The sequence below is a fragment of the Psychrobacter sp. NPDC077938 genome, assembly GCF_044542635.1.
In the GTDB taxonomy this organism is placed as follows: Bacteria; Pseudomonadota; Gammaproteobacteria; order Pseudomonadales; family Moraxellaceae; genus Psychrobacter.
This window is the reverse complement of record NZ_JBITUW010000005.1, coordinates 169,277-194,452: the sequence shown is the minus strand read 5'-3', so window position 1 is coordinate 194,452 and position 25,176 is coordinate 169,277. Positions and strand designations below refer to the sequence as shown.

The following is a 25,176-nucleotide window of genomic DNA, read 5'->3' as shown; positions in this document are numbered from 1 at the left end:
GTTATTACGAATCAATGATATCGACATTTGGTCAGACACAGCGAAGTAGAGTAATGCAAGTCAGTGCGAGCACAGCTTACGCTACCAGCGCTCACGACGGACAAATACTAACCACGAGACAAAAATACCGACTAATAGACTGATCAGAACGGTAAACGCACCGTATAGAAATAACTGTCCTTTACTTTCGTAGACCAAGACATTTACTTGAGTCTGCAAGTCGTTTACTTGACGCTGTAGTTGTGCATTACGGCTAAGCAGTTCTTGATTGGCAGCTGACAATGCTTTAGTAGATGGTTGCAGCTGTGCCGCCAAGGTATCATTGATATCTAAAGCTGAGTTTTTCGTTGGCGAAGCGCGCGCCGCTACTGGCCCAGTCAGCGGCAGCACTGCTGTCGGATCGGTTGCATCGACAGCAGGTGTTATGGGCGCAGTAGGTGCAGCCTGCGCCGAAACGGCTGTCGCTAACATGAGACCAATCAGGGCACTTTTGTAGAAGCAGGTAGGTGAAAAAGAGACTCTCTGGATCACGATGCAGCTACTTGATTGTTGCTATCAGTTGGTGCTGGCAATGCTTGAACAAATGGTTTGATATCGACATGACTATACACGCCATCACGTAAGTAAGGCTCATCGTTTGCCCATGCTTGAGCCGCTTCGATAGAGTCAAAGTCTGCAATGATTAAGCTGCCTGACATATCACTCTTGCTATGCTCGATAGGCGTTGGACCTGCGATAACGAGGCGTCCCTCTTGGTGCAGCGCTTTTAAGCGTTCAATATGTTCAGTACGAGTGATCAGACGTTGTGCACTGCTATTAGCCACGTCATGACCAATGATTGCAAATAAAGACATGAGACTTCCTTAGTGAATAATAAAAAAGTAATGGTGAGCTTAGTATAAACGTCATAGCAATAAAATTGTGATTGCTGCCATGACCAGGCAACAGAAATTATTTTGTGGCTTTGTCTGTTAGGGCAGGGTTGAGATGCTTTTTCAACACGGAAAATTGAGCCACGACAAACACCAGCATAATTGGAATCCAGCCATAGGTCTTAAAGTTGATCCATGCTTCATCTGACATTGTGAACGCTGTGATATAATGTAGTACAGCCATTAGGGCAAAAAACAATGCCCAAGCAACGGTCAGCTTTTTCCAGCCGCTAAGCGTCAGGGTAAATACCTCTTTCATAGCAAGCTGCATCAATGGCTTATTAATAGCGGCACTGACGAATAGCGTCAATGCAAAAATACCATTGATAATAGGCGACTTCCAGCGCAAATAAATATCATCACGCAGCAGTAATGTACCGCCGCAGAATAAAATCGTTAATAATAAGACAACCCATTGCTGCTTATCAAACTTACCTTTTTGACGAATAAAATGAATGGCGTAAACGATAATAGTGGCGACGAGCAAAGCCCCTGCCGCTGCTAAAATACCGTTATAACGCGCCGCGATAAAAAAGGCAATTAAGGGAATAAAGTCTAATAATGCTTTCATAGCAAAGGGTGTATCCAACAAAAACGTATGGGGTAGTTTACACGTCTACCGCACCAAAAAAAAGCAATCAACACGATAATCATGCGATATACGCGACCTACAGAGTAATACTTTCTTATTGCGCCTGATGACCATGCCACTGGCCAAATATAAACACGAATACAGTAACGATAACTGCTAAATCTACAGAATGAGCAAGACAAATCACAATACTCATAATCGTAACAATGACTGTCTGCTACCTAACTTTTATTCTACTTTTATTTTATTTAACACTTTAAGGCTCAGCTTATGAAAATTGACTTACATTGCCATAGTACTTGTTCAGATGGTACCTATGCACCGACCGAGGTCATACAACGTGCTCATTCAGCGGGCATCAACGTATTGGCATTGACTGACCATGACACGCTGGCAGGGATTGACGAGGCAAGGGTCGCTGCCAGTGCCTGCGATATGCAGATTATTAATGGCGTTGAAATCAGCTGTGAACATACATTAAGCGGTGGTTACGGAAAGAATAAGTCTACCAATAAAATTATTCATGTACTTGGACTGGACTTTACTGATCGCGAAAAAATGCACGCAACGCTGCAGCAACTGCAAGACAGTCGAGCCACTCGTGGTCAGCGTATCGCCGAAAAATTGAGTGAGCTATTAGATATTAATTATGATGAGCTATGGCAAGCAGTGCTCGATAAAGCAGGCGGTAACCCACAAGCAGTCGGGCGCGCCCATATTGGACAGGTATTGTTTGAGCGCGGTGAAGTCAAAACCGTTCAAAAAGCTTTTGATAAGTACCTAGCAGATAATAAACCTGCTTATGTAGCAATCGAGGCGTTAACGATGCAGCATGGTATCGAGCTGATTCATGCTTGCGGCGGCAAAGCGGTGCTCGCACATCCCACGCGATATCAACTATCAGCGACACGCGTGCGTAAACTGATCGAAGAGTTTGCGCAGCTAGGCGGCGATGCTTGTGAACTGCCAGCCACTAGTGAGCCAATTAGTACCCGCAGAATGGTTGACCGTAGCATTGCTGAGCATGGTCTTGCGGCATCTATTGGTAGTGATTTTCACGGTAGTAACATGCCTTGGCGACGTTTGGGCGATGTTCCTACTTTAAATGATGATCAGCAAGGAGTTTGGGAGTCTTTTGCAACGCTTGCTTAGTGAGTGAGATTTACCTTTTTACAGCTGCTTCTAATAAGGTTGTTTCTAATAGCGATAGGGCCTTATTTATCATGATGAATAAGGCTAAAAATGGGTAAGTAAACAAAATTGCATTCATAGAGAAGTTATTGGGAAATAAATGCGTAAAATAGATTGATAATAGGGTCAGAACTTGTAACACTTGATATGGAAATTTCAGAGCGAATAATATGCTTTGGCTTTGATTTTAGCACTTATATATTCAACGCATTTATACCTTTTAATGTATTTACACTCTCTGCGGTAGCCCTTCTATGGCTGTATCGATATCCCATCTAGGTTACAACAAAATCTCTCAAATGATTTTTGAGTGGCAGGCTGCTGACCGAACATCGCTAATGGCCTTATTTATCGTGTTAGAAGTGTCATTGCATTGGTTCTGGTGCTTGTATGTCTGGTGGCAGCAAGATGCATTAAACACCTATGTAAATATGCATTATCTATATCCATTATGGCTTGGGATTAGCTTTGTCGGGCTGTTCTTTTTGTGCATGGTCAAAGGCTTATTTCACTCAAGCAATGACAACGACATTGTCTTAAGCAGATGGCAGATAGCTTTGGTTTTGGTTTACACCGCCTACATTTCTACTGTTATTGTGATGATAGGGTACAGCAGTCTGTTTGCAGGCGTGTCGCTCGTCGGCGGCGCTATGCTTGGCATGATGCTGATTAAGCGCCGCTATGCTTGGCGTATGTTTTGGCTGCATATTATCTTGATGCTATTAGCGATCATGTCACCTTACTTTGGTATCAGTCTGCCTAATTTACGCCAATTGACCGTCATTCATCCCATGCTTGAAAGTCATAACTATCTAACTTACAACGAGATTATGGCCGCTGAAAATGCGGTTGCTGCATTAGCTTTTGAAAACAACGTCTTAAATTGGGATAATATCAGCGAGCTACAGCGTTCATCCGCATTTTTTTGGCGGTCGACGCATTTATATTTAGCGCTGCCAAAAGCGATTTTTATTGTTTATATGTTTCGTGCTTTGCTATTGGTGTTAGATGATAGTCGGTTTGAGACCCTTCTACATGCCAATCAGGACGAGCTTACTCAGCTTAAAAATCGCCGTTACGGTCTGAAAAAGATGAAGTATGCCTTGGCAACGGTGAGAGAATATCAAGACTTAAGCGTCATGCTGTTAGATTTAGATTGGTTCAAACAGATTAACGATAATTATGGTCACGACGTAGGTGATCAGGTTCTGATTGAAATATCGCAGACGCTATCGCAGTCGTTAACAGATGAGTCAATCATCAGTCGTTACGGCGGCGAAGAGTTTTTGGTTGTACTACCAGACACGAAGCATGATAGTGCTATGGTGATAGCTGAGCAATTACGGCTAAATATTGCTGAGCATGTCATGAAGATTGAAGGTCTGGCTGATTTTAATGTGACAGCAAGCTTTGGGTTGTATACCTTAACTCATGAAGAGCGAGATTGTATCGCGCAGGGCTACAAAACGATCACACAGCAAAAGACTGTCGCTCAAACGTCACCTCTTATCAAGCCAATTGCTACAAAGCGCGCGGAAAGCAAAATCGCCTCAATGCAAAAGCTGCCTAGTGATATCTGCCAACGACTTATTAGCATAGCGGATAAAGCCTTATATGAAGCCAAGCACCGTGGTCGCAATCAAGTTGTCAGTGCAAATGAGATGTGGGTCGAAAAAGAAGGCGGTAAGCAATCGCTTTACAAAAGCCGCTAGCCATTAATTTATTAACGATCAGCCATGCCACTAAGACTGTGTAAGTATTATCGGTATGGCCAATATTCTATTGATTGGTCCAATTTAGATGCCAGTCTCATTCATCCATCCAATCAAGATATCAACTGCTGTACCAAGCTTGCGAGCACACTTGTGGCAAAGCTACCCGTAGTCAAAGTAAAGTTTAATACTAGTGTCTGATCGTCCGACCATTCCCAGCTTAACGCCTCAATCGGTAGGCGTAGCGCTCGCCTTTGCGCCTTAATATCGCGCTGCTCTAATCCAGTTGCTAGTTGCATGAGTAGTGGGCTATGTTGTACTACTATAGTCTCTAAATCTGCAGCGCTACCGGTAACTTTATCGTTACCCGTGCCCCATAGCACAGCAGTTGGATGAATATCGCCACTGTCAATACGAGCATGCAACGTATCATCTAGTGTTTCACTAGTAAATATCGATCCTGAGCCATCTAAATTAAAAACCTCGCCTGCTAGGCCAGTGTTCCAGCTGCCATCACGTACTCGCGCTGCCAATATCTTATTAAATATCAAGCTACGTGCAGCAGACAATTCCATCGTATTTTGCTCGCGCGGGGCACGTTTGCGTTTGCTCTTTTTTGGTTGCGGGCGAGGCTCTCGCGGCGGACGAGCAAACAGTGATAAAGCTTCTCTGACGTTATTACCCTGACGACCAAAACGCTGTGGACCAAAATAATTGGGTACGCCGTTTCCGCTAATGCGCGTTAGATGCTGCTCGACGGCCTCTTTTGCAGATAGGAGTTGCTCAGGTGATACATTGTTTTCATTATTTTCGTCACTAGCGCTCGCAAACTGGATATCACGTAAAGTAATAACAAACTGATTGGCACGGTGCGTACCGCGATTGAGTTTTTTATTGTGCCAGTGCTGCGCAAGGATAGTGACAGTCTCATTTTCGCCAATGTCTACTGGTGCAAACTCAATAGGCGGTAATTGCTTCTTTGGTATACGCAAACTGAACCATTGGGTCGTCAACGCATGACGATCCTTCAAGCCTGAGTAGCCAACATCACGTAATGGAATGTCTGTCCACTCTGACAGTAGTTTCGCCAGATAAGCAGTATTCATGCCTGATTTTTCGATATGCAACCACAAATGCTCACCTTCACCAGTGAAATCTAATGGCAATAGCTCATTAACGATAAAATCAGTCGTATTGGCTTTATAAGTCGCTTGCTGTATTGGCTGCAAACTTGGCTGTGGCAAATTTGCAGTATCTGTAATAGTGGCAATATCAATATGAGCTAGGTCAATTTGCTCACTAGCTGTTTGTTCATTAGTATTTTGAGCAACAGCTGTTGGATCTATAATAGCAGTTTCGCTATCTAAACTAGTTTGAGAAATAGTAGTGATTTCGTTTTGGTTGTCTTGAGAAGTCATAAGGTCGTCTTTTATTTTGTTTATTAATAATGATTAGAAGTAAAAGAAGTGCGGAAAGCAAAGTTGCATAATTACGTTTTGCAACGCAGCAAACATACAAAAAAACATCGTGTGCACGGCGCTCTTGCTACTATCAATGCATAGCATATTAAAAATAATAGGATAAGTTGAATTTGTCTGGTTGGTTACGGTCATTTTCAACCAGCTGTCATTAGACATCATTATAACTGTTAAGGAAGCATTATGACCGACGCAACGATCAACACAGTCACTATCAGTAAAGCGGATATCCCAAGCGGTAGCATGAAATCATATAAGCAAGAAGACGATAGTATCATTTTAATCACTCGCGATGACGATGAGTTCCGTGCATTCGATGGTAGGTGCCCACATGCGGGCGCAGATTTGGGTAATGGATTACGATGTGGTAATCGGGTAGTCTGTCCTTGGCATCATGCAACTTTTGATAGTCGCGATGGCACCCTATTAGAGCCGATAGCGACAAAAGGTTTGACCCAGTATGAGCTGACTCATGATGGTGATAATTTGACAGTCGATACCTCAGCTCAGGTAACGGGGCAGGTCGAAAATGATAAATTAACTGACACCCATACTATTATCGTTGGTGGTGGCGGTGCAGGATTTATGACGGCCGACCAGTTGCGTCAGGGTGGCTATGGCGGCAAGATTACGTTGATTAGTAAAGATGATAAAGCTCCTTACAACCGACCTTTATTATCCAAAGCGTTTTTGGCAGGCAAGATGGACGAGGAGAAGCTGCTATTGGGCGGTGCCAATTGGGCAGAAAACAACAATATTGTGTTACGCCTCAATCAAACGGTTAGCGAAGTGCTACCCAATGAAGCGACCGTCGTCATTGAGGATAATGATGGCAACAGCGAGCGACAAACTGCAGACTTCTTGGTTGTCGCCACTGGTGCTGAACCAAACTTACCACCTATTACAGGTGCTGACATAGATGGCGTATATACGCTACGCAGCATGAATGATGCCAAACTCATTAAAGCGGCCAGTCATGATCAGCGCGTGGTAATCATTGGTACAGGTTTTATCGGTATGGAAACCGCTTCGGCATTAGCGCAAGCAGGCACGACCGCTTCTATCACAGTGATTGGTCAAGGTAGCCGCGTGATGGGCAATATTGTCTCTGAAACGGTGAGTAACGCCTTAATTAAGTTACATGAAGAGAAGGGCATCAATTTTGTGTTTGACGCAACCGTCAATGAAATTACTAAGGTTGATCGTCAAATGGACAAGGATGAAGATAACAATAATCAGGCTTTTTCAAATGTAGGCGGTGTCATTCTAGCGAGTGGCGAGCATATTGATGCTGATATCGTGATATTGGGTACTGGCGTGTCTCCACGTACAGAGATATTGAGCGAAGTTAACGATCCAGATGGTGTACAAGTCGATGCGCATCTACAGCTGCGCGATGGCGTCTATGCGCTGGGTGATATTGCAAAAGCTAGCAACCAGATGGGTCGCATGCGTATTGAGCATTGGCGCGTGGCGCTGCAGCATGGCATGGTCACAGCTGCTGCGATATTAAATGACAACAGTGTTGACTCATTAGAGGCGCGTATACCGTTCTTTTGGACCATGCAATATGGTAAGAGCCTACGCTATAGTGGTCATGCCGAGACACCAGATCGCAATATCCTATTTGGTACGCCAGATACGCATGATTATATCGAATACTACTTCGATGATGAAGGCGAAGACACACGAGCTAGTGCGGCAAGTACGCTTGGACGTGATAAAGAGTTGGTTGCCTTCTCCGAGCTATTACGCCGTGGTCATGCACCGACGCGCGCACAGCTTAATGCAGGACTCGATATTATTGAGCAAGCGCATGCATTATCGCCCTAGTACTATCAAGCAATAAGTATTAGTATTTGGGGCATGTCATCAATTAGCACATGAATACAGTTAGTGGTCTTAAAATGGCTAAATTTTGCTAAACATTGTCAGAAGTCTTGCAAATATATTCATATTAACGGCAACTTCTTCCTCGTTTATCTACAATTTTTCTCATTTTCAGCCTCACAATCTAATCAATGACATACCCTAGACTGACTTGGTGATCTAAGTCAGTTTTTTATATGGCTAAATCCACATAAATCCGCTACATCGTCACCCTCATTAAGTATACTAATGTATAACTTGCATTCGGTTTTCTTGTATCGAAATTATTTGAATGCAACTGTACATAGACGGAAAAGGAAAAATTATAATATGAGCGAAAACAATATAAATAACAGCAGTATAAAAACAGACCATTTTGATAAAGAGTCGGTATTTTTGCGTGAAGCGACATTAGAGGATATTGGCGCACTTGAGCAGTTATTGAATTGCTGCTATCGCGAGACGGCAGGTTGGACCAATGAGGCTGACTTGATAGGTGGTATCAGGACTACATCAGCGGAGCTTGCTGCTGTAATCAATGATCCTAATCACTATTATTTTGTCTATCCGAAAACCACGACAGGCGACCGTGATGGAGAAGAAACAGGTGAGATACTTGGCTGTATCGCTGTCGATATTAAAACTGATGCTGCCTCAAATAAAAAAGCCTATATCGGTATGTTTGCGGTACATCCTGTGCTACAAGGGAAGGGTGTCGGCAACGTGATTTTACAAGCGGCTGAGACCTTTGCAGATCGTCATTTACAGTCACTGAATCAGCCTAGCCGTCTGACTATGTCTATACTAAGTCATCGTCCTGAGCTTTTGGCTTACTATCAGCGCCGTGGTTATCAGTTCAATGGTAATAAAATGCCGTTTCCAAACGATGGTAACAACGGCGAGCCAAAGCGTGATGATTTAGAGCTATTAGAACTCGAAAAAGTCGTTAGCTAATCAAATTGGCCTAGTAAAAAACACTAAAAAATATTCCATCTTGCTCAACCCCAAAAATGTCCAAAAGTCATAAATAGTCCAATACTCAGCAGCATAAATGCCACAATAATTAAGCGCTTGAACCAGTTAAATGCTGGCAAGCGCGTGGCATTATCATCCGACATTAGGTAAGCGAACAAAAACAATAGGCTTGCTGCTAATGTCATGATACCAAGCCCAATCGGTAGTATAAATAAGTACACCTGCCACACAGTCATCTCTCAACGGTCAGTATTAATCGCATCATAACAGCAACAGGATTGCGCTGTCAGTATGCCTTACTTTAAATTTTCCAATACAAATAATGATTAGAAAAATACAGTAATCATCAGTGCGGTATAAAAGTTATAAGACGTTTTATGTATACGAGAATATATGCTTACGTCATGACTGACAATAAAAAAGGACGCTCAAAAGGCATCCTTTTTTATAATAGCTAAGAATAAGAGTAATACTGTCCATTAAGCTTAACGCATCGTCACAAACTCTTCCGAGCCAGTTGGATGAATGGCAACGGTATTGTCAAAATCAGCCTTAGTCGCGCCCATTTTGATAGCGACTGCAAAGCCCTGAATCATCTCATCGACGCCAAAACCAATACCATGCAGGCCAATGACTTTTTCATCATCGCCCAAGCATACTAGCTTCATGGTGCATTTTTGACGATGCTGAGTGACTGCGCTATACATATCGGTAAAGCTTGAGGTATAACACTTGATGTTTTCTTTGCCATAGCGTTCTACCGCGTCGATTTCAGACAGCCCAATTGTCCCAATAGCAGGGTGAGTAAAGATTACCGTCGGTATCAACGTATAGTCTAAGTGCTCGTTGGGTTTGTTGTTAAACAAACGCTCGGATAAACGACGACCTGCGGCAATCGCTACGGGCGTTAGATCTACGCTGTTTTCGATGATGTCGCCAACTGCATAAATACCATCGACATTGGTGTTTTGGAACTGATCGACTTTGATTTTACCCGTCTCGGTTGTCTCGACCCCTGTCACTTGCAGATTGATACCGTCTGTCGATGGCGCGCGACCAATCGCCCAGATCAAGCAGTCAACAGTATCGATACAGTCTTCACCGCCATCGTTGGTGATCAAATCAAGGCTGTCATCGTCATTTTTATTGACTTCACTGATCACCGTGTTGGTGTGTAACTTGATACCAGCTTGTTCCATTTCTATCAGCAAAGTCTCTACGATAGTATGGTCAAACGTACGTAGTGGCGAGTGTTTGCGTACATACAAATGCACTTCGGCACCCAGACTGTTTAACACGCCTGCGATTTCGACAGCGATATAGCCAGCACCTACAATCGCCACACGTTTTGGTAAATGATTCAAGGCAAAAAAGCCGTCAGAGTCGATGCCGTATTCTGCGCCTTTAATGTCTGGCTGAATCGGGTGACCGCCCGTAGCAATCAAAATATGGTCAGCGGTAATCAGCTCGCCATTTACTTCTACGGTATTGGTATCGACAAATTTGGCAAAGCCTTTGATCACTTCGACGCCGTTTTTGGCCAAGTTATTATCATAGGCGCGGTGAATGTTTTCGATATATTGTTGGCGGCTCTGTACCAGCTTTTGGAAGTCAAAACCTTTGACATCGACATCAAAACCATAATCTGGCGCATATTTATGGATGGCTTCAGCCACTTGGGCGCCATACCACATTACTTTTTTGGGCACGCAGCCCAAATTCACACAAGTGCCGCCCAGTTGATTGGCTTCGATAATGGCGCATTTTTTGCCATAGCTGGCTGCACGGTTGAGTGACGCGATACCGCCGCTACCGCCGCCAATAGAGATATAGTCATAATGTTTGGTCATAATACGGTCTCTTATTAAGTTGTTATTGGTGCTGTTTCTGACTCTACTGTAATGGGTCTTATCATCCATCTTACAAGTTTTTTATGGTTAAGATGTGTTGAGTCGCTTGACTATAAACGGTGGTTGGTTAGTAAAAGCCTGGCATATAGATGCTTAACTCTATCTAAACTCATTTATACAATGGGGCGACGTCTATAAAATAACAGCCCCGGAATAGACAAGCCAAGCACCAATCCTGAGGTGACAAACAGCGCTTCAAACAAGTACACCATCATTTGGCTAAATAACTCGTCTGAAAAGCCGAAATAACCAATCTGTACCATACTGACCATCGCCTTATACGCGGCGATACCGGGCATCATACAAATGACGCTAGGCGAGATGAGCGCTTTGGGCGGTAGGGTATATTTCTTAGAAAAATACACACCCAAAAAGCTAGCAAGCATCGCGCCAAAAAAGCTAGCAACCACGATATGAATGTGCTGATAAACGAGCGCTGTCTTTAACCCAAAGCCAAATGCAGTCATCAGCAAACAAGGCAAGATATAGCGTTTAGGTACGCTAAACATCAGCGTCCAACCAAGGGTGATGATGCAAGACAGTATGACGGTTTTAATAAACCACATCTTAAAACCCCCAATGCTGTATGCGAAGTAAAACCAATGCCATCACGATACCGACGCACGCGGATAAGGTAAGCATGTAGGTAAAGACCGCACGCCCAACGCCAATATTGACATAGCCTTTTAAGATATCGGACAAAGAGTTAATCAAAGGAAAGCTAGGCACCAATAGCAGTACACTGGAGGCAACAGCGATATCCGCATTATTACCAATATCAAAATAGTAAGTCGTCGCCCCAATCAGTGAAGCGATAAATGCCGTCACAATGACAGTGATAAAGGGGTTAAAGTGGTGCTTGGAGAGATAGATACGAGTAAACATCGCCACCATACCAGCGATGAATGTCACCGCCGTAATCGACCAGCTGCCGCCATTCAGATAAGCAAACGCCGCACATGAGGCACCAACAAATATACTTACTAGCCACGTTGGGTATACGGTCTTATCTAACTCATCAAAAGCAAGGGTAGTGCGGTCAATCAAGTCATTGTGATCGACAGTGGCTTCGGTCTTGTTGATGATTTGCTGGATTTGCACCAATAAATTGACATTGATGCTCTGATTGATCGTATCTCTGGTAGTGGTAATACAGCGCTCGTCACAGATAGTCGTCAGGGTAATGGCGTTAAAGTTCAGCGAACATTCGACGCTGTTCATTCCCAAGGCAAGCCCCAAGCGTTTGGATAAGTCCACCACCACGGCAGACTCAGCGCCATATTGCATAAGGAGTAATCCGCAGCGCACGCATAGTCGGGTAATGCGCTGCTGCTTTACGTAGCTGATAGAGGCCATGAGTTAGATACGCATGTTGGTTGGTATTGATACGCTATTATAAAGGTTCTGGGAGTGGATAGGGTAGCGATACGAATATAGCAAGGTAACGATATAGTCAATCCTCTATAAAAGAGTGATAGCGTTAACCTTGTTTGAAGTATCACAGTTACATCTATACTCGGTTGCCTTGACTCTCTTTTAAACTGAATCAACGATAGCATCAATCACAGTGCTTATTTGCTACTATCATAAAGCGTAAACCCCTATCGCAAGGAGCATAAAATGCATATCGCTATTTTGACATTGACGTTTTCATTGCCTGGCTGTGGCTCGCTAAAAGAGAAACGCCACCGTATGGGCGGCTTGCATGCGCGCTTTGGCAATACGCCAAGTATCGCAGTATGTGAGAGTGGTGAGCGCGATCGACATGATGCTAGCGAGTGGACGTTTGTGATCGTCGGCTTGTCTAAACGTGAGGTCGAGTCGCAGTGCAGCCAAATTGAAGAAAAGCTAGAGCGTACGGTAGATGCAAGGGTGATGAATATTGAGAGGGAGTTTGTTTAGTCTACGGCGTCTTCGTAGATAGCCAATTGGGGCTAAATCGCGTCTCATGACAGCTATTTAGCGTAGTTTGGATAAAATAGTTTTGCAGAATACTAGGTTTTCGGATTCCTTTTATTTCAAACATATTAATTGAACTGTGTTTATTAGCCAAAGCGTTTGTTGAATTCAGTTTCATTCATGAATAGTAATATTATCGCTTCAAAAAATGAAATTATCGCTGGTATGAAAGTCCAACAGAATAATAAATATACAATACCTAAGAAAATCTGATTCAAATAAAACTTATGTATGCCAAAACCACCTAAGAACAAGGCTAACAATACTGCAGCGCCTTTACTTTTTTGGTTTCTATTTATAGGTATCGAAGGAGTGTTGTTCCTAGCTGGCAGCGGAGGTGGAACAGCTTTAAATGGTCTTTGAATTGGAAATCCACAACTAGTACAGGAAATGCTTTGATTGCTAATAGATGCAGAGCATTCAGGACACTTAATGAGAAACTCCATTTTAGAAGTTGGGAGCCTACAGTTAGTACAAGAGACGCTTCGGTCGCTAATTTTATGTGTGCATTCAGGACAATTTATTAAAGCCATATTTATTCCTTTATTTAGCTAATAGATGGCTTATTCCCATAGTCAAAATTGACTATATTTGTTCTGTCTAATTCGCTTCTGGGCTTATTTTGATACATACTTACAAATAACACCGATTTGTATCCACTAATTTCACTCATATGATTTATCTTGCATACAATTGGCACGCTCAATTGCCTTCCACTGACTATATTCCGGATCGTCCTTCTCTAGGTAAGCGCTGTTTACTTTTATAGCTTGTTCACATATTGCTCGATCATCACTTTTTCTGCGTGCTATGTCTCTCTCTTTTTTATCGTCCGCTGCTTTATTAACTACTTTTTCGTTGTAAGACTCTTTTGTTTCTATTGGTGTTTCCTGTACTTTATATTCTTTCTCACTACCCGAAGGGGCATTTGATAATAAAACTTCCCTCGGCCTTGTTTCTACTGTTATCACTGGCTCTGGCTTGAATTGCTCCAATGTCACCTTTTCAGCTACTTCGTTCTTTGGAGCTTCTAGTGCTACTACTTTTTCGACTACTTCACGATGTTCTATGTTTTTTGACACTACTCTTTTAGTTGAACATATGAAATTAACAATATCTTGATCTGTCCAATCTGGTGTTGGTATGTACCAATCCCCCAGATCTGCCGATGTCAAAGCCTCAAGGTTAGCAGATGATGTTTTTCTTATCTTATTGTTTGGGCAGTCAATTTGCATTTCCCCATAAGCGTCACTTTCATCTCCCCTACGTGCGTACTTAACATTTTCAATGTCATAAGATGTAAAATGAGAGATTAGGAAATAGCGTCCATCTTCACCTGAACCAGAAATTAACATTGGTATCTGTGTTAGTGGAGAATCAAATACTGATTCTTGGACTTGTGGCAACTCTTCGACTTGTGATGATTCCTCACTAAGCTCTGACTGCTCTTCACTGTATCGTTTTACTTTTTCTGTATAGTTATCATAAGCAGTTACAAACCAATAGCTGATAGCAATTATAATGATGAGCAGAAAGATGATGACACCAGAACAGCCGCTATTCTTTTTTCTTTGATGACTATTTAACAGTGAGTCATCATTAGTATTATCTCTTCGTGGCAAAGGAGGAGGTACAGCTCTAGCCGTAGGAAAACCGCAACTAGGGCAAGCAGTACTTTGATCACTGATGCTCTTAGAGCATTCAGGACAGTTGATTAGAGCCATGGTTTTTATTCTTTATATTCATGTGCAACATTTCGAGCACGTCTTTGCAAAGGTAAGTACTATAAAGTTGATTAAATAGCTGGTAAACAAGGTAAGGATTATAACTTAGCAGTAATATTTGAGCAACAAATGTCAGGGGTTTCTATTCATTAGGATAGGTTATTCAAGGTCTATTTTACTTATCAATACCAACAAAAAAGGCCACTCCCTAAAGAGTAGCCTTTTACCAACGAGTATCTAAAAAGTATTAGTTATTGCGGACGGCCTTGGCCATGTCCTTCAGGTTTTTTATACCCTTTTGCAGTCATACAGGCTTCTAGTTTTTTCATATCACTTTGGCTTGGACGACTTTCTTTAGACATTTTTACGCCAGCTCGTTGAGCACAATCATCCATGGCTTGTTTCATATCAGCAGACATTGCAGGTCTTTGATGGTTGCGATCGCTTACGCCATTTGATGTGCCGCTTGACGCACAGGCACTAACGCCAACAGTAGATGCTAAGACAATAAATAGTAATTTTTTCATAAGAATTCCTTAAGAGTTTCAGAGGTCGTACAAGAATGAGTAACGTCAATTTGTGTTGGCTATATCGTTATTAACCAGTTGTTTCTATATCGTGTGCGTTTACGTGTCATATCTAACCAGTTAAATATTAATACATTTAACTTTTAAGTATCTTTAATAAATATTAAGAAAGGTAACGTAACGAAGTAACTTAAGCCTTAGTTTATATATCAATTTCCATTCATAGCTTATAGTTTGTGCTTTGCCTTATACCAGCCCATAAAAAAGGCCACCCTATAAAGAGTAGCCTTTTATCAATCAGGACTAATTGTATTAGCTGACTTCTTTCATACCTTGTTCAAGCATTGGCTTTAAGAATATACCCGTATAGGATTCTTTGACTTCAGCCACCTCCTCAGGCGTACCCTCAGCGATGATCATGCCGCCACCTTTACCGCCTTCAGGACCTAGGTCGATCACCCAGTCTGCCGTTTTGATAACATCCAAATTGTGCTCGATGACCACGATGGTATTACCTTTATCGCGTAGGGCATGCAGGATATTGAGCAGCTTATCGATATCATGGAAATGCAAACCAGTGGTTGGTTCATCCAAGATATACAGCGTCTGTCCCGTATCACGTTTGGCAAGCTCACGCGCCAGTTTGACACGTTGCGCCTCACCACCTGATAGTGTTGGCGCAGATTGACCCAAGCGAATGTAGCTCAGACCGACATCCATCAATGCTTGCAGGCGACGATAAATCGCTGGAATGGCTGAGAAGAACTCAACGGCATCTTCAACGGTCATATCAAGCACATCAGCGATGGTTTTGCCTTTATAGTGAATCTCTAGCGTCTCACGGTTGTAGCGCTTGCCTTCACAGGTATCACATGGCACATACATATCTGGTAAGAAATGCATCTCAACTTTGATGAGTCCATCACCTTGGCACATCTCACAGCGTCCGCCTTTTACATTGAAACTAAAGCGACCAGGCTTATAGCCACGGGCGCGCGCTTCTTGGGTCTGGGCAAACATCTCACGTACAGGGGTAAACACGCCAGTATAAGTTGCTGGGTTTGAGCGCGGTGTACGACCGATTGGACTTTGATCAATATCGACCATTTTGTCCAAATGCTCAAGACCGCTAATGCTTTCAAACTTATCGGCAATTAGCGTTGAGGCATTGTTTAACTGAGTCGCTGCCAATGGCATAAGCGTACGGTTAATCAAGGTCGATTTACCCGAACCTGAGACACCCGTCACACAAGTCATGATACCAACAGGAATGGTCAAATCTACATCGTGTAGGTTGTTACCTGATGCGCCTTTTAGCTCGATGGTCATCGGTACTTTTTTGGCTTTGGCCTTACCTTTGACTTCCATATCGATAGTTTTGGCTTTATGACGGACAGTTGGAATCTCAATTTTTTTCTTACCAGACATATATTGTCCAGTCAGCGATTCTTTGTTTGCCATGATGTCATCGACCGTACCTTGAGCGATAATATGACCGCCATGTACGCCTGCACCGATACCGATATCAATCACATGATCTGCTTGGCGAATCGCATCCTCATCATGCTCAACGACCAGCACGGTATTGCCCAAATCACGCAAGCGTGTGAGGGTTTTTAGCAGGCGATCATTGTCACGCTGATGCAGACCGATTGACGGCTCATCAAGTACGTACATGACACCCATCAGACCTGCACCGATTTGGCTGGCTAGACGAATACGCTGTGCTTCACCGCCCGATAATGTCTCGGCAGAACGGGCAAGGGTCAAATAATCTAGCCCGACGCTGACGAGGAAGTTTAAACGCTCATTAATCTCTTTAAAGATTTTTTCGGCGACTTCACCTTTATGACCGCCAATCTTTAGCGTTTTATAATAGTCAGCCGCATCACCGATAGATAGCTTGACGATTTCTGCAATGGTCTGATCATCGACACGGACATTGCGTGAGATTTCATTCAGACGCGCGCCGTCACAGACGTTACAAGTGGTATCTGCCAGATATTTAGCTAACTCGTCACGGACAAGGTTACTTTGCGTCTTGGCATAACGACGCTCTAGGTAAGGAAGCACACCTTCAAACGGTGCAGTCTTATTCGTCTTGCGGCCGCGCTCATCAGTAAAGTTAAAGGTCAGTTTTTCTTTACCAGAGCCATGCATGATTAGGTCTTGCTGCTCTTTTGACAGATCTTGCCACGGCGCATCCATATCGATTTTGAAATGCTTACAGACCGTGCTAAGCAAGCCAAAATAGTACGCATGACGTTTGTCCCAACCATTGATTGCGCCTTGGTTAAGTGACTTCTCATAATGAGTAATCAGTTTTTCAGCGGCGAAATATTGACGTTTCCCGAGACCGTCACAGCTTGGGCATGCGCCATATGGATTGTTAAAACTGAACATGCGTGGTTCAAGCTCAGGCACCGCCCGATCACAGACAGGGCATGAATGCTTGGCTGACATGACTTGGTTTTCATCACCGCCTTCTTTTGGATTGCCATCCATAAAGTGCAGCGTGACCAGTCCTTGACCCAAACGTAACGCCGTCTCTAAGCTCTCAGCGACACGGTTGCCCAAGTCATCACGAACTTTAAAGCGATCGACCACCACTTCGATGGTATGTTTTTTCTTCTTATCCAGTGTTGGTAGCTCATCGGTATCGTAAACATCACCATCGACGCGCACACGGACGAAGCCTTGCCCAATCAGCTGCTCAAGCAAGACGGTATGCTCACCTTTACGCTCACGAATGACGGGTGCCAAGATCATAATCTTAGTGTCATCTGGTAAGGCCATGACTTGATCGACCATCTCAGTGACCGACTGTGCGACCATTGGCTCACCGTGCTCAGGGCAATATGGCGTACCGATGCGTGCATATAGCAGACGCAGATAATCATAAATCTCGGTAATCGTACCAACAGTCGAGCGTGGGTTATGGTTGGTTGATTTTTGCTCGATAGCAATCGCAGGGGATAGACCCTCGATACTATCGACATCAGGCTTCTCCATTTGCGAGAGGAACTGACGCGCGTAGGCCGATAAACTCTCGACATAACGACGTTGCCCTTCGGCATAGAGAGTATCGAAAGCCAATGAAGATTTGCCAGAGCCAGATAGGCCAGTGATTACCACGAATTTATCTCGTGGGATGTCTAAATCGATGTTTTTTAAATTATGAGTACGTGCGCCGCGTATTGCGATATGGTCATGTGCCATCGGTTACAGGTTTCCTATTTGCTAAAAGGGGATTGGGAAATATCTCAAGCTAAAAAGTAAATACAGATCAGTAAAGTGGTTGGTTAAAAGGTGAATAATTCTAAATTTATAGTGTTGTTATAAGTAGTGTCGTTATAAAAGGTACATATATTGATAAGGTAAAAGTTATGCCAACCTAGTTATTAACTTTCTATTGTTGTTTGGCTTTACGTTGCTTGTCGCTCCTACGACTATTTTTATAGGACTAAGCAAATCTAAATCAAATCAGTGTTAAGTAACAGGTAACGTTTGTTATGGTTTTGACCAAAATGTCATTTTATAGAGGGTGTTGTCGTTCAAAATGTCGTTTGGGTTGATGAGTAATAATATTTGCGACGCTTTACTTTATTGTCATGGTGACAGCATTATTCAAGGCATGACTGTGCATCTGATGCACTTGGTAACAAAATAATCTCGTAATATGAATGGCTTGGGTTGAGGGCGTATACGTTACTGCACCAGTAAGACAAAAGTCTCGGCAACCAAACGGCGAATGTCTTATACTAGGGGGCTTGATTTATAGGCCAATGCCTTGATAAACCAGTAGTGATAAATCATGGTATGGCACAGTGTTAGTCGTGAAAGATAGCAATGAGCAACCAGCAATGATCAACCAGTGAGGCAAGTATGAATAGCGTAGAGAAACGGGCAATCCTCGGAGTCGGTGGCATCTTTGCCTTACGTATGATTGGCTTGTTTATGATTGTGCCGGTATTTTCTGTCTACGGTGATAATTATGCACACGCAACGCCGTTTTTGATTGGTTTGGCTGTTGGTATTTATGGCTTAGGACAGGCTATTTTTCAGATACCGATGAGTTTGGCTGCTGATAAGTTCCCGCGTAAGCCTATTATCTTTTTAGGATTGATACTGTTCGCTATCGGTGGCATGATTGCGGCAAATGCGACGGATATTTATGAAGTCATCATTGGTCGAGCGCTGGCGGGTAGTGGTGCGGTCTCTGCTGTGCTTATGGCACTACTGGCAGATGTGACTCGTGAGGAAATGCGTACCAAAGCGATGGCCACGATGGGTCTGACGATTGCGACCTCTATTATGCTTGCCTTTGCCTTTGGTCCGCTATTAGTCGGCTCGCTCGGTATCTCTGGACTGTTTTGGCTAACCTCAGGGTTTGCTATATTGGCGATGCTGCTATTGGTAGTTGTACCGACGCCTATGCGCGTGCTCAAGCATAACTTAGATAATAAAACCATCGGTCAACAGTTGGCTACTGTCCTTAAGATTGGCGATCTTAACCGCTTACATATCGGTATATTTGCGCTACATCTGACGATGACGGCGATATTTGTGATATTGCCGCACCAGCTCAGTGACGTACTTGGCTTGTCAGTACGTCAGCAAGGCATGGTTTATTTGCCGCTATTGTTTATTGGTTTTGCCATCGCGATACCTTTTATCATCATCGCTGAAAAGAAACGCAAAATGCGTCAGGTTTTTTTGGGTGCAATCGCATTAATGACTGTCGCTTTAGCATTATTAGCGCTTGGTAGTCAGGTCGGTGTTGGTATTATATTGGGTTTGCTGCTGTACTTTATGGGCTTTAACCTGCTTGAGGCGACGATTCCCTCATGGATATCTAAGCGCGCACCAGTCGCCAATAAAGCGACCGCGATGGGGCTTAATTCCTCTAGTCAGTTCTTTGGTGCTTTTGTAGGCGGGGCAATGGGTGGTCTGTTATTAAGCCAGCCTAATTTGTTGGCGTGGGGCATACTGGCTATTATTATGGGTGCCGCACTGCTTATCATTATTCCCATTTCTCAGCCACCTTATCTATCGAGCACGACAGTTACTATTCCTAAAGATATCAATATCCAAGACTGGTCACGACAAATGCTGGCAGTAGATGGTGTTGATGAGTTGGTCGTCATGGCAAAAGAGCAAGTCGCCTATTTAAAGTTAGACAAGACACAGTTGACGGACGATTCACGTCAGCAGCTATCGAGTTTGGCGCAAAGTCCGCTAGATATATAGCAGCTTTATACCTGTAGTTGTATATGAAATAAAGCCAAATAGCACAGACAGCAATCTCATAAACCACCAATATCAATCAATATCAATAAGTAGAAACTAACTATTTATCTCTATTTAAAAGGAATTAATATGAGTAAATTTAAGATGTTGTCTGGTAGTGTCATTGAGGGTAAAAAGAAGGCGCATCGCTCAATAGCCAAGTTAATAGCAGGTCTTGGTTTATCAGCCATGCTATTAACTTCTGGTTGTGCTACGCAAAATATTCAGGCGTATCAGAACACCACACCAACGCTCGACATGCATGAGTTTTTTTCGGGTCAAATCGATGGTTGGGGTATGTTCCAAGGTCGAAATGGCGAAGTCAAAAAGCGCTTTTATGTTGATATTGATGCAACCCATGAGGGAGATGATGTCATTGTCCTAAACGAGAAATTCTCGTGGGCAGATGGTACGAAATCGCAGCGTATATGGCGTCTGACTGAGCAGACAGATGGCAGCTGGAAAGGTGTGGCAGGTGATGTCATTGGCGAGGCAGCAGGGAAAGTGGTTGGCAATACGTTGCACTGGAATTACTTATTAGAGTTACCTGTCGAGGACAAAACCTACAAAGTAACGTTCGATGATTGGATGTATCTTATCAATGAGGATGTCATGCTCAATCGCTCAGTCATGACAAAGTTTGGCGTAGAGCTGGGTAGCGTGACATTGAGCATGCATCGTAAGCCTTCCGATGCTAACTAGAAATCTATAAATTACTTGATAATAAGTTAGGTGCTATGCAATATCGATAAAGGTAGACGGTGTTCTTCAGTGTCTTAAAATGGCAAAATAGCAGCATATTTATCTATTACCTGTTATTTATTGGACTCTACAATATTGACGAGTATATCAAGATAGAATATCTAAGCGACATAGACTGACGTGCACCATAGGTAGCCTATAGATATTTCGATAAAAATTGGTTAAAGTAAAATTATACAATTGATAGTATCAAATGATGCTATCAGATAACGATTAAAACAGTTTATTAAATTATTCATAAGTAAAAGGACGGTATCATGCGCGGAGTCAATAAAGTTATCATCATCGGTAACCTCGGAGCAGATCCTGAGGCACGCCAATTCAGCAATGGCGGTAGCGTAACCAATATCTCGGTTGCGACATCAGAGCAGTGGACAGACAAACAAAGCGGCGAAAAAAGAGAAGCGACAGAGTGGCATCGTATCGCACTTTTTAACCGTCTAGGTGAAATCGCAGCGCAATACCTGCGCAAAGGCAGCAAAGTCTATATCGAAGGTAGTTTGCGTACACGTAAATACCAAGACCAAAGTGGTCAAGACCGTTATATTACTGAGATTCGTGCTGAACAAATGCAGATGCTTGATGGTCAAACTGGCGGCGGTCAGGGTGGAGATAGCTTTGGTGGTCAAAATCAAGGTCAAAGTGGCGGCTATAATAATCAAGGTGGCCAAAACAACCAGAATAACTTTGGTCAGCAAGCAAATAATCAAATGGCACATCAAGGCGGCTACAACCAACCAGCGGCTCAAGGTGGTCAGAATAGCTTTAACAATCAGGCGCCTGCTCAGCAAAACCAGTTCAATCAACCAGCACAGACACCTGCACAATCTAAGCCTACAGCAATGCCAGATAGCCCTGTAGATGATGACATTCCGTTCTAGGATATACCTTAGACTTAATGTTAAAAAAGCCCTGCAACTGCAGGGCTTTTTTAATGCTTGCTATAGTTGATTCAATTTAAAGGAGATACAAGGCAACTGAGTGCAGATGTAACTGTGATATTTCAAACGAGGTTAACACTGTGGCTCTCTTATAGAGGGTTAGCTATATCCAAAAATATAATTCAGTTGATGCTTTTTAACGTAGTTAAACTAAATTTTTATTAAAGAATTTTTAATTTATTTAATATGCTCTTAATATGTAAACGAATAAACTTAAGTTTATTTAGTACTGGTTTAATACTATTAATTATTACATTAGCTAGTATGCTTACTACCTTCTATACTCTATATTGACCGTTTATACCAAAAAATAATTATGATTAGTGACGTTTAGTTTTAAAAATTGCTATACTAACTTTATATGGCGTATAGTTAATATATATTGATCGTTTTTAAATAAAATAAATTTCAATGATAATAGCCAAAGTTTTACTTGTTTATTATTAATAAATCGAAAGCTATTTAGATAATAGGTCTTTATATGAAATGGTTAACTTCTTCGGAAAGCACTATAGCAACGACATAGTAAGTTACAGAGCTGATGCAGAACTATCTCCAAAATTAGCAGTATTTGAGAGTATAGTGCATAGAGATACTACTCTATTATTTCAACAGTAGGTTTTTGTCGAAATATTATTGTGAAATTCTAGCAGTAGTCAAAGTACTAGAATTTTGTTTTATTATTAGAAAATGCTTTCAAAGCTATAATAGCAATATATAAAGCATGGTGACTTATGTGTTTAGATTTATCTAAAACTAATTTTATTTAAAATGGATACAATGAGAATCTATCGCTATATATTTTGTATTTATAATGGATTGTTCTAGATGCTATTAGAAATTAAATATTCTTTAGAATTAATTATATTTGATGAATAGATTTAATTGCTAATGAACGATTTGTTCTCCGCATGTTTTCACGAAAAATAATACCTCAATAGAGGTCACACTCTTATTTTATAGTTGGATTTATTATGAGCAAAAATAACGCAATTGATTTAGAAAATTTGAACGTAGATGAGTTACGTGCTATCACTGAAAACGCTCAACAACTTATCGCTAAAAAACAACATCAACGTTTGTATGATGCCTATATGCAGTTCGAACAGATTGCAGAAGATAGCAATGCAACGATCGAAGAGATACTGAAAGCTGGTGAAAAGTTAGAGAAAAAACGCAGTATTAAATATCGTAATACTGATGATCATAGTGAAACTTGGACTGGACGTGGCCGTAAGCCAACGTGGTTAGTCGAAGCGCTAGCAGCAGGTCGTGATATCGAAGATTTTGCTATTTAATTAGCTGTTTTCTTATAAAGTTACTTTCTGTGAACCAGTTTGAAATTGCTATTGATAATGGTGTATTTACAATCATTTAGCGATAGATAGAGCTGTTTTTTAGAAAATAAAAGCCAGTATCTTTACCGCCAGTATTTTGGCAAAAAGATACTGGCTTTTTTTTCTGTCATCTATATGCCATTGTTTGTTATGATAATGACGTTTTTGTCTTATATAAGAGTTGTACGACTGTGGCCCAAGTATCTGAGTTTTCTCATAAACGTCCCCGTAAGCTCTGGTGGCTAGTTGGGTTTGTGTTGTTTGCGCTATTTGCTGTGTTGCAAATGCCAGCAGCATGGTTACTTGAGAAATACGCGCCGGATACGCCTTATGTCCAGCATGTATCTGGCAATGTATGGCAAGGTGCTGCTATTTGGCAGTTGCCTATGTCATCAACGTCGCTTACAGGTATGGCAGAATGGTCATGGCAGCCTTGGCAGTTACTCATAGGTAAGCTAGGTGCGGATGTTAATATCCACTCAGCACAGACACGTCTGAATGGGCAAGTTAAACTTGGTCTGAACTCATGGCAAGTTGACAACATGAGTGGGAAAATTGCACCTGAGACGCTAGCGAGCGTGGTCAACTGGCAGCTGCCAAATACCCCTATTCAAGTAAACAATGTATCGCTAACGCGTCAGTCTGATAAAAGTGACACATCTAGTAGTGATCCTGCTAAAGACGCGGGCGGATTTAGTGCAGCGGATGGTCAATTAACTTGGGTTGGTGGTGAGGTAGGCTATCCTAGTGGTGGCAAAGTTTTTTATATTACGATGCCTGCTCTAAGAGCCGAGCTTAGTACAGAGCAAAAAAACAATAGAGATTTGCTGCATATTAATTTATTAAACAATCAAGATAAGCGTTTGGGAGATCTGTATCTCGATAGCGATAATATGCTCGATGTCAGTCTGACACAGCGCTTGCTAGAGAACATGCCTGAGTATAAAGGACAAGCCCCTCAAGATACGCCAGTTTTCAGTGTGCGCCAGCCATTGCTAGCTGGTTTGGGGGCGAACTAAATGCTTAATATCGCCGCAAGCCTAAAACCTGTTATCAATACTCTCAATCGCTTTTCAGGTTGGCTGCTATTGTTAGCCATTGCTTGGCTATGCTGGACAGCTGCCCGTCTTTTATGGTTATTATTAGCAGCGCCTTTAGCACCTGCATTGCCTTTAGCCTCTCTACAGAATAGTGCCAAATCCACCAATGATTATAGTGGCTTATTTGCAATCTTTGCTGATCCCGATCCTATTACCGCAGCTGTGCAACCACCTCCCAACATTGAGCTCAAAGGTGTCCTACTAGCCATACCTGAGAGCATGTCTTCCGCCTTATTGAATGTCAATGGCGAAGTCAAAAATTACCGTATCGGTGATGGACTAAAAGACAGCGATTATACGCTCGTGGCTGTTGACTGGAATTCAGTTATCATCGCTGATGCTAATGATAAAGAAACCGTTATTAAAATGCCAGAGGCGATGCCATTAGACCAAAGTGATATGCTAGCAAGCGGAATAAGTAATCAGCGTTTGCCAAATAATAGCATGTTGCCTACAGCGCCCCAGCCAGTACAAAACGCTATTCCTGAGACAGAAGGGACAACTGGCGCAGACACTTCAAGTAATCCCCAGTCAGCTATCGAAGAAGCGGTTACGGCCTTGCAAGAAAACCCTGCCAGTTATCTAAGTAGGATGGGGGTGATGGCATCAGGTGAAAGCTACCAAGTTACAGCGGCGATGCCTGCTGGCCTACGTAATCGTTTAGGGTTAGAGCCGGGCGATAAGGTACTGACCGTCAACGGACAGAGCGTAGGTAATAATCCGGCGCAAGATGCTAGTGTACTTCAGCAAGTACAACAAGCAGGTGAAGCGCAGATAGAGGTTCAACGTGGTGAGCAAGTTATTACGATTCGCCAGCAGTTCTAGCAAGGTAGGTTTTTAGCAAAATTGCTCCCTAAACACTCAGCACATAGTAAGCA

23 protein-coding genes are annotated in these 25,176 nt (G+C 42.6%); 11 read left to right on the top strand and 12 right to left on the bottom strand.

The window, feature by feature from the left end; all coding sequences use genetic code 11:
• Nucleotides 1-81 precede the first annotated feature (81 nt).
• From ACIGBM_RS10200 to ispZ, 3 genes are all read right to left on the bottom strand, one after another.
• Nucleotides 82-471, bottom strand: a complete 390-nt coding sequence (locus tag ACIGBM_RS10200) for a hypothetical protein (protein WP_397477679.1) — start codon at nucleotides 469-471, stop codon at nucleotides 82-84.
• 56 nt (nucleotides 472-527) lie between these two features.
• The gene (locus ACIGBM_RS10195) at nucleotides 528-854 is read right to left on the bottom strand and encodes a YciI family protein (protein ID WP_397477678.1); all 327 of its coding nucleotides are present in this window, start codon (nucleotides 852-854) and stop codon (nucleotides 528-530) included.
• A gap of 97 nt (nucleotides 855-951) precedes the next feature.
• Nucleotides 952-1,503, bottom strand: a complete 552-nt coding sequence (ispZ, locus tag ACIGBM_RS10190) for a septation protein IspZ (RefSeq protein ID WP_397477677.1) — start codon at nucleotides 1,501-1,503, stop codon at nucleotides 952-954.
• A gap of 291 nt (nucleotides 1,504-1,794) precedes the next feature.
• On the opposite strand from ispZ, the gene ACIGBM_RS10185 reads away from it, so the two are divergent.
• Together ACIGBM_RS10185 and ACIGBM_RS10180 are read left to right on the top strand one after the other, a co-directional pair.
• Complete coding sequence (locus ACIGBM_RS10185; protein WP_397477676.1) at nucleotides 1,795-2,676, top strand: PHP domain-containing protein; 882 nt, start codon at nucleotides 1,795-1,797, stop codon at nucleotides 2,674-2,676.
• A gap of 293 nt (nucleotides 2,677-2,969) precedes the next feature.
• A complete protein-coding gene (locus ACIGBM_RS10180; protein ID WP_397477675.1) occupies nucleotides 2,970-4,427 on the top strand; it encodes a diguanylate cyclase in 1,458 nt (485 codons plus the stop codon).
• A gap of 113 nt (nucleotides 4,428-4,540) precedes the next feature.
• Here the strand turns inward: ACIGBM_RS10180 and truD are convergent, their stop codons facing one another.
• Nucleotides 4,541-5,845, bottom strand: coding sequence for a tRNA pseudouridine(13) synthase TruD (gene truD / locus ACIGBM_RS10175; protein ID WP_397477674.1), 1,305 nt, complete (start codon nucleotides 5,843-5,845; stop codon nucleotides 4,541-4,543).
• A gap of 243 nt (nucleotides 5,846-6,088) precedes the next feature.
• Between truD and ACIGBM_RS10170 the strand changes: the two genes are divergently transcribed.
• Nucleotides 6,089-7,738: an FAD-dependent oxidoreductase gene (locus ACIGBM_RS10170; RefSeq protein ID WP_397477673.1), complete on the top strand. Its 1,650-nt coding sequence runs from the start codon at nucleotides 6,089-6,091 to the stop codon at nucleotides 7,736-7,738.
• 366 nt (nucleotides 7,739-8,104) lie between these two features.
• The gene (locus ACIGBM_RS10165; protein ID WP_397477672.1) at nucleotides 8,105-8,728 is read left to right on the top strand and encodes a GNAT family N-acetyltransferase; all 624 of its coding nucleotides are present in this window, start codon (nucleotides 8,105-8,107) and stop codon (nucleotides 8,726-8,728) included.
• 44 nt (nucleotides 8,729-8,772) lie between these two features.
• Here ACIGBM_RS10165 and ACIGBM_RS10160 read toward each other — a convergent pair whose 3' ends face one another.
• The 4 genes from ACIGBM_RS10160 to ACIGBM_RS10145 all read right to left on the bottom strand — a co-directional run bounded on the left by ACIGBM_RS10160 (nucleotide 8,773) and on the right by ACIGBM_RS10145 (nucleotide 12,015).
• Nucleotides 8,773-8,970 carry a hypothetical protein gene (locus tag ACIGBM_RS10160; RefSeq protein ID WP_240990986.1) on the bottom strand — a complete coding sequence of 66 codons (198 nt, stop codon included), beginning with the start codon at nucleotides 8,968-8,970 and terminating at the stop codon, nucleotides 8,773-8,775.
• Between the two features lie 264 nt (nucleotides 8,971-9,234).
• The gene (gene gorA / locus ACIGBM_RS10155) at nucleotides 9,235-10,599 is read right to left on the bottom strand and encodes a glutathione-disulfide reductase (protein ID WP_397477671.1); all 1,365 of its coding nucleotides are present in this window, start codon (nucleotides 10,597-10,599) and stop codon (nucleotides 9,235-9,237) included.
• Between the two features lie 173 nt (nucleotides 10,600-10,772).
• Entirely contained in the window at nucleotides 10,773-11,225 is a 453-nt protein-coding gene (locus ACIGBM_RS10150) for a threonine/serine exporter family protein (RefSeq protein ID WP_101205820.1), read from the bottom strand.
• A gap of 1 nt (nucleotide 11,226) precedes the next feature.
• Nucleotides 11,227-12,015, bottom strand: coding sequence for a threonine/serine exporter ThrE family protein (locus tag ACIGBM_RS10145; RefSeq protein ID WP_397477670.1), 789 nt, complete (start codon nucleotides 12,013-12,015; stop codon nucleotides 11,227-11,229).
• Nucleotides 12,016-12,279: 264 nt separating this feature from the next.
• On the opposite strand from ACIGBM_RS10145, the gene ACIGBM_RS10140 reads away from it, so the two are divergent.
• A complete protein-coding gene (locus ACIGBM_RS10140) occupies nucleotides 12,280-12,561 on the top strand; it encodes a DUF503 domain-containing protein (protein WP_397477669.1) in 282 nt (93 codons plus the stop codon).
• Between the two features lie 143 nt (nucleotides 12,562-12,704).
• Here ACIGBM_RS10140 and ACIGBM_RS10135 read toward each other — a convergent pair whose 3' ends face one another.
• The 4 genes from ACIGBM_RS10135 to uvrA all read right to left on the bottom strand — a co-directional run bounded on the left by ACIGBM_RS10135 (nucleotide 12,705) and on the right by uvrA (nucleotide 18,088).
• On the bottom strand, nucleotides 12,705-13,064 hold the full coding sequence (locus tag ACIGBM_RS10135; protein ID WP_397477732.1) for an NINE protein: 360 nt from the start codon (nucleotides 13,062-13,064) through the stop codon (nucleotides 12,705-12,707).
• A 219-nt stretch (nucleotides 13,065-13,283) separates the two neighbouring features.
• Nucleotides 13,284-14,342 carry a hypothetical protein gene (locus tag ACIGBM_RS10130; protein WP_397477668.1) on the bottom strand — a complete coding sequence of 353 codons (1,059 nt, stop codon included), beginning with the start codon at nucleotides 14,340-14,342 and terminating at the stop codon, nucleotides 13,284-13,286.
• Nucleotides 14,343-14,593: 251 nt separating this feature from the next.
• Nucleotides 14,594-14,869, bottom strand: coding sequence for a hypothetical protein (locus ACIGBM_RS10125; RefSeq protein WP_397477667.1), 276 nt, complete (start codon nucleotides 14,867-14,869; stop codon nucleotides 14,594-14,596).
• 312 nt (nucleotides 14,870-15,181) lie between these two features.
• Nucleotides 15,182-18,088, bottom strand: a complete 2,907-nt coding sequence (gene uvrA, locus ACIGBM_RS10120) for an excinuclease ABC subunit UvrA (RefSeq protein WP_397477666.1) — start codon at nucleotides 18,086-18,088, stop codon at nucleotides 15,182-15,184.
• Between the two features lie 666 nt (nucleotides 18,089-18,754).
• Here uvrA and ACIGBM_RS10115 point away from each other — a divergent pair.
• The 6 genes from ACIGBM_RS10115 to ACIGBM_RS10090 all read left to right on the top strand — a co-directional run bounded on the left by ACIGBM_RS10115 (nucleotide 18,755) and on the right by ACIGBM_RS10090 (nucleotide 25,123).
• Nucleotides 18,755-20,119, top strand: coding sequence for an MFS transporter (locus ACIGBM_RS10115; RefSeq protein ID WP_397477665.1), 1,365 nt, complete (start codon nucleotides 18,755-18,757; stop codon nucleotides 20,117-20,119).
• 129 nt (nucleotides 20,120-20,248) lie between these two features.
• Complete coding sequence (locus ACIGBM_RS10110; RefSeq protein WP_397477664.1) at nucleotides 20,249-20,860, top strand: DUF3833 domain-containing protein; 612 nt, start codon at nucleotides 20,249-20,251, stop codon at nucleotides 20,858-20,860.
• A gap of 317 nt (nucleotides 20,861-21,177) precedes the next feature.
• A complete protein-coding gene (gene ssb, locus ACIGBM_RS10105) occupies nucleotides 21,178-21,801 on the top strand; it encodes a single-stranded DNA-binding protein (protein ID WP_397477663.1) in 624 nt (207 codons plus the stop codon).
• Nucleotides 21,802-22,835: 1,034 nt separating this feature from the next.
• Nucleotides 22,836-23,159 carry an H-NS family nucleoid-associated regulatory protein gene (locus tag ACIGBM_RS10100; RefSeq protein WP_101204384.1) on the top strand — a complete coding sequence of 108 codons (324 nt, stop codon included), beginning with the start codon at nucleotides 22,836-22,838 and terminating at the stop codon, nucleotides 23,157-23,159.
• A gap of 230 nt (nucleotides 23,160-23,389) precedes the next feature.
• Nucleotides 23,390-24,217, top strand: coding sequence for a type II secretion system protein N (gspN, locus tag ACIGBM_RS10095; RefSeq protein ID WP_397477662.1), 828 nt, complete (start codon nucleotides 23,390-23,392; stop codon nucleotides 24,215-24,217).
• Entirely contained in the window at nucleotides 24,218-25,123 is a 906-nt protein-coding gene (locus ACIGBM_RS10090) for a type II secretion system protein N (RefSeq protein WP_397477661.1), read from the top strand.
• Nucleotides 25,124-25,176: the final 53 nt, after the last annotated feature.

Bases quoted from the DNA above. Each gene is read 5' to 3' on its own strand.
- ACIGBM_RS10140 (WP_397477669.1), top strand. From the start codon at position 12,280: ATGCATATCGCTATTTTGACATTGACGTTTTCATTGCCTGGCTGTGGC.
- ACIGBM_RS10125 (WP_397477667.1), bottom strand. From the start codon at position 14,869: ATGAAAAAATTACTATTTATTGTCTTAGCATCTACTGTTGGCGTTAGT.
- uvrA (WP_397477666.1), bottom strand. From the start codon at position 18,088: ATGGCACATGACCATATCGCAATACGCGGCGCACGTACTCATAATTTA.
- ispZ (WP_397477677.1), bottom strand. From the start codon at position 1,503: ATGAAAGCATTATTAGACTTTATTCCCTTAATTGCCTTTTTTATCGCG.
- ACIGBM_RS10110 (WP_397477664.1), top strand. From the start codon at position 20,249: ATGAGTAAATTTAAGATGTTGTCTGGTAGTGTCATTGAGGGTAAAAAG.
- ACIGBM_RS10135 (WP_397477732.1), bottom strand. From the start codon at position 13,064: ATGGAGTTTCTCATTAAGTGTCCTGAATGCTCTGCATCTATTAGCAAT.
- truD (WP_397477674.1), bottom strand. From the start codon at position 5,845: ATGACTTCTCAAGACAACCAAAACGAAATCACTACTATTTCTCAAACT.
- ACIGBM_RS10200 (WP_397477679.1), bottom strand. From the start codon at position 471: ATGTTAGCGACAGCCGTTTCGGCGCAGGCTGCACCTACTGCGCCCATA.
- ACIGBM_RS10115 (WP_397477665.1), top strand. From the start codon at position 18,755: ATGAATAGCGTAGAGAAACGGGCAATCCTCGGAGTCGGTGGCATCTTT.
- ACIGBM_RS10130 (WP_397477668.1), bottom strand. From the start codon at position 14,342: ATGGCTCTAATCAACTGTCCTGAATGCTCTAAGAGCATCAGTGATCAA.
- ACIGBM_RS10150 (WP_101205820.1), bottom strand. From the start codon at position 11,225: ATGTGGTTTATTAAAACCGTCATACTGTCTTGCATCATCACCCTTGGT.
- ACIGBM_RS10180 (WP_397477675.1), top strand. From the start codon at position 2,970: ATGGCTGTATCGATATCCCATCTAGGTTACAACAAAATCTCTCAAATG.
- ACIGBM_RS10145 (WP_397477670.1), bottom strand. From the start codon at position 12,015: ATGGCCTCTATCAGCTACGTAAAGCAGCAGCGCATTACCCGACTATGC.
- ssb (WP_397477663.1), top strand. From the start codon at position 21,178: ATGCGCGGAGTCAATAAAGTTATCATCATCGGTAACCTCGGAGCAGAT.
- ACIGBM_RS10170 (WP_397477673.1), top strand. From the start codon at position 6,089: ATGACCGACGCAACGATCAACACAGTCACTATCAGTAAAGCGGATATC.
- gorA (WP_397477671.1), bottom strand. From the start codon at position 10,599: ATGACCAAACATTATGACTATATCTCTATTGGCGGCGGTAGCGGCGGT.
- ACIGBM_RS10165 (WP_397477672.1), top strand. From the start codon at position 8,105: ATGAGCGAAAACAATATAAATAACAGCAGTATAAAAACAGACCATTTT.
- ACIGBM_RS10090 (WP_397477661.1), top strand. From the start codon at position 24,218: ATGCTTAATATCGCCGCAAGCCTAAAACCTGTTATCAATACTCTCAAT.
- ACIGBM_RS10185 (WP_397477676.1), top strand. From the start codon at position 1,795: ATGAAAATTGACTTACATTGCCATAGTACTTGTTCAGATGGTACCTAT.
- ACIGBM_RS10100 (WP_101204384.1), top strand. From the start codon at position 22,836: ATGAGCAAAAATAACGCAATTGATTTAGAAAATTTGAACGTAGATGAG.
- ACIGBM_RS10195 (WP_397477678.1), bottom strand. From the start codon at position 854: ATGTCTTTATTTGCAATCATTGGTCATGACGTGGCTAATAGCAGTGCA.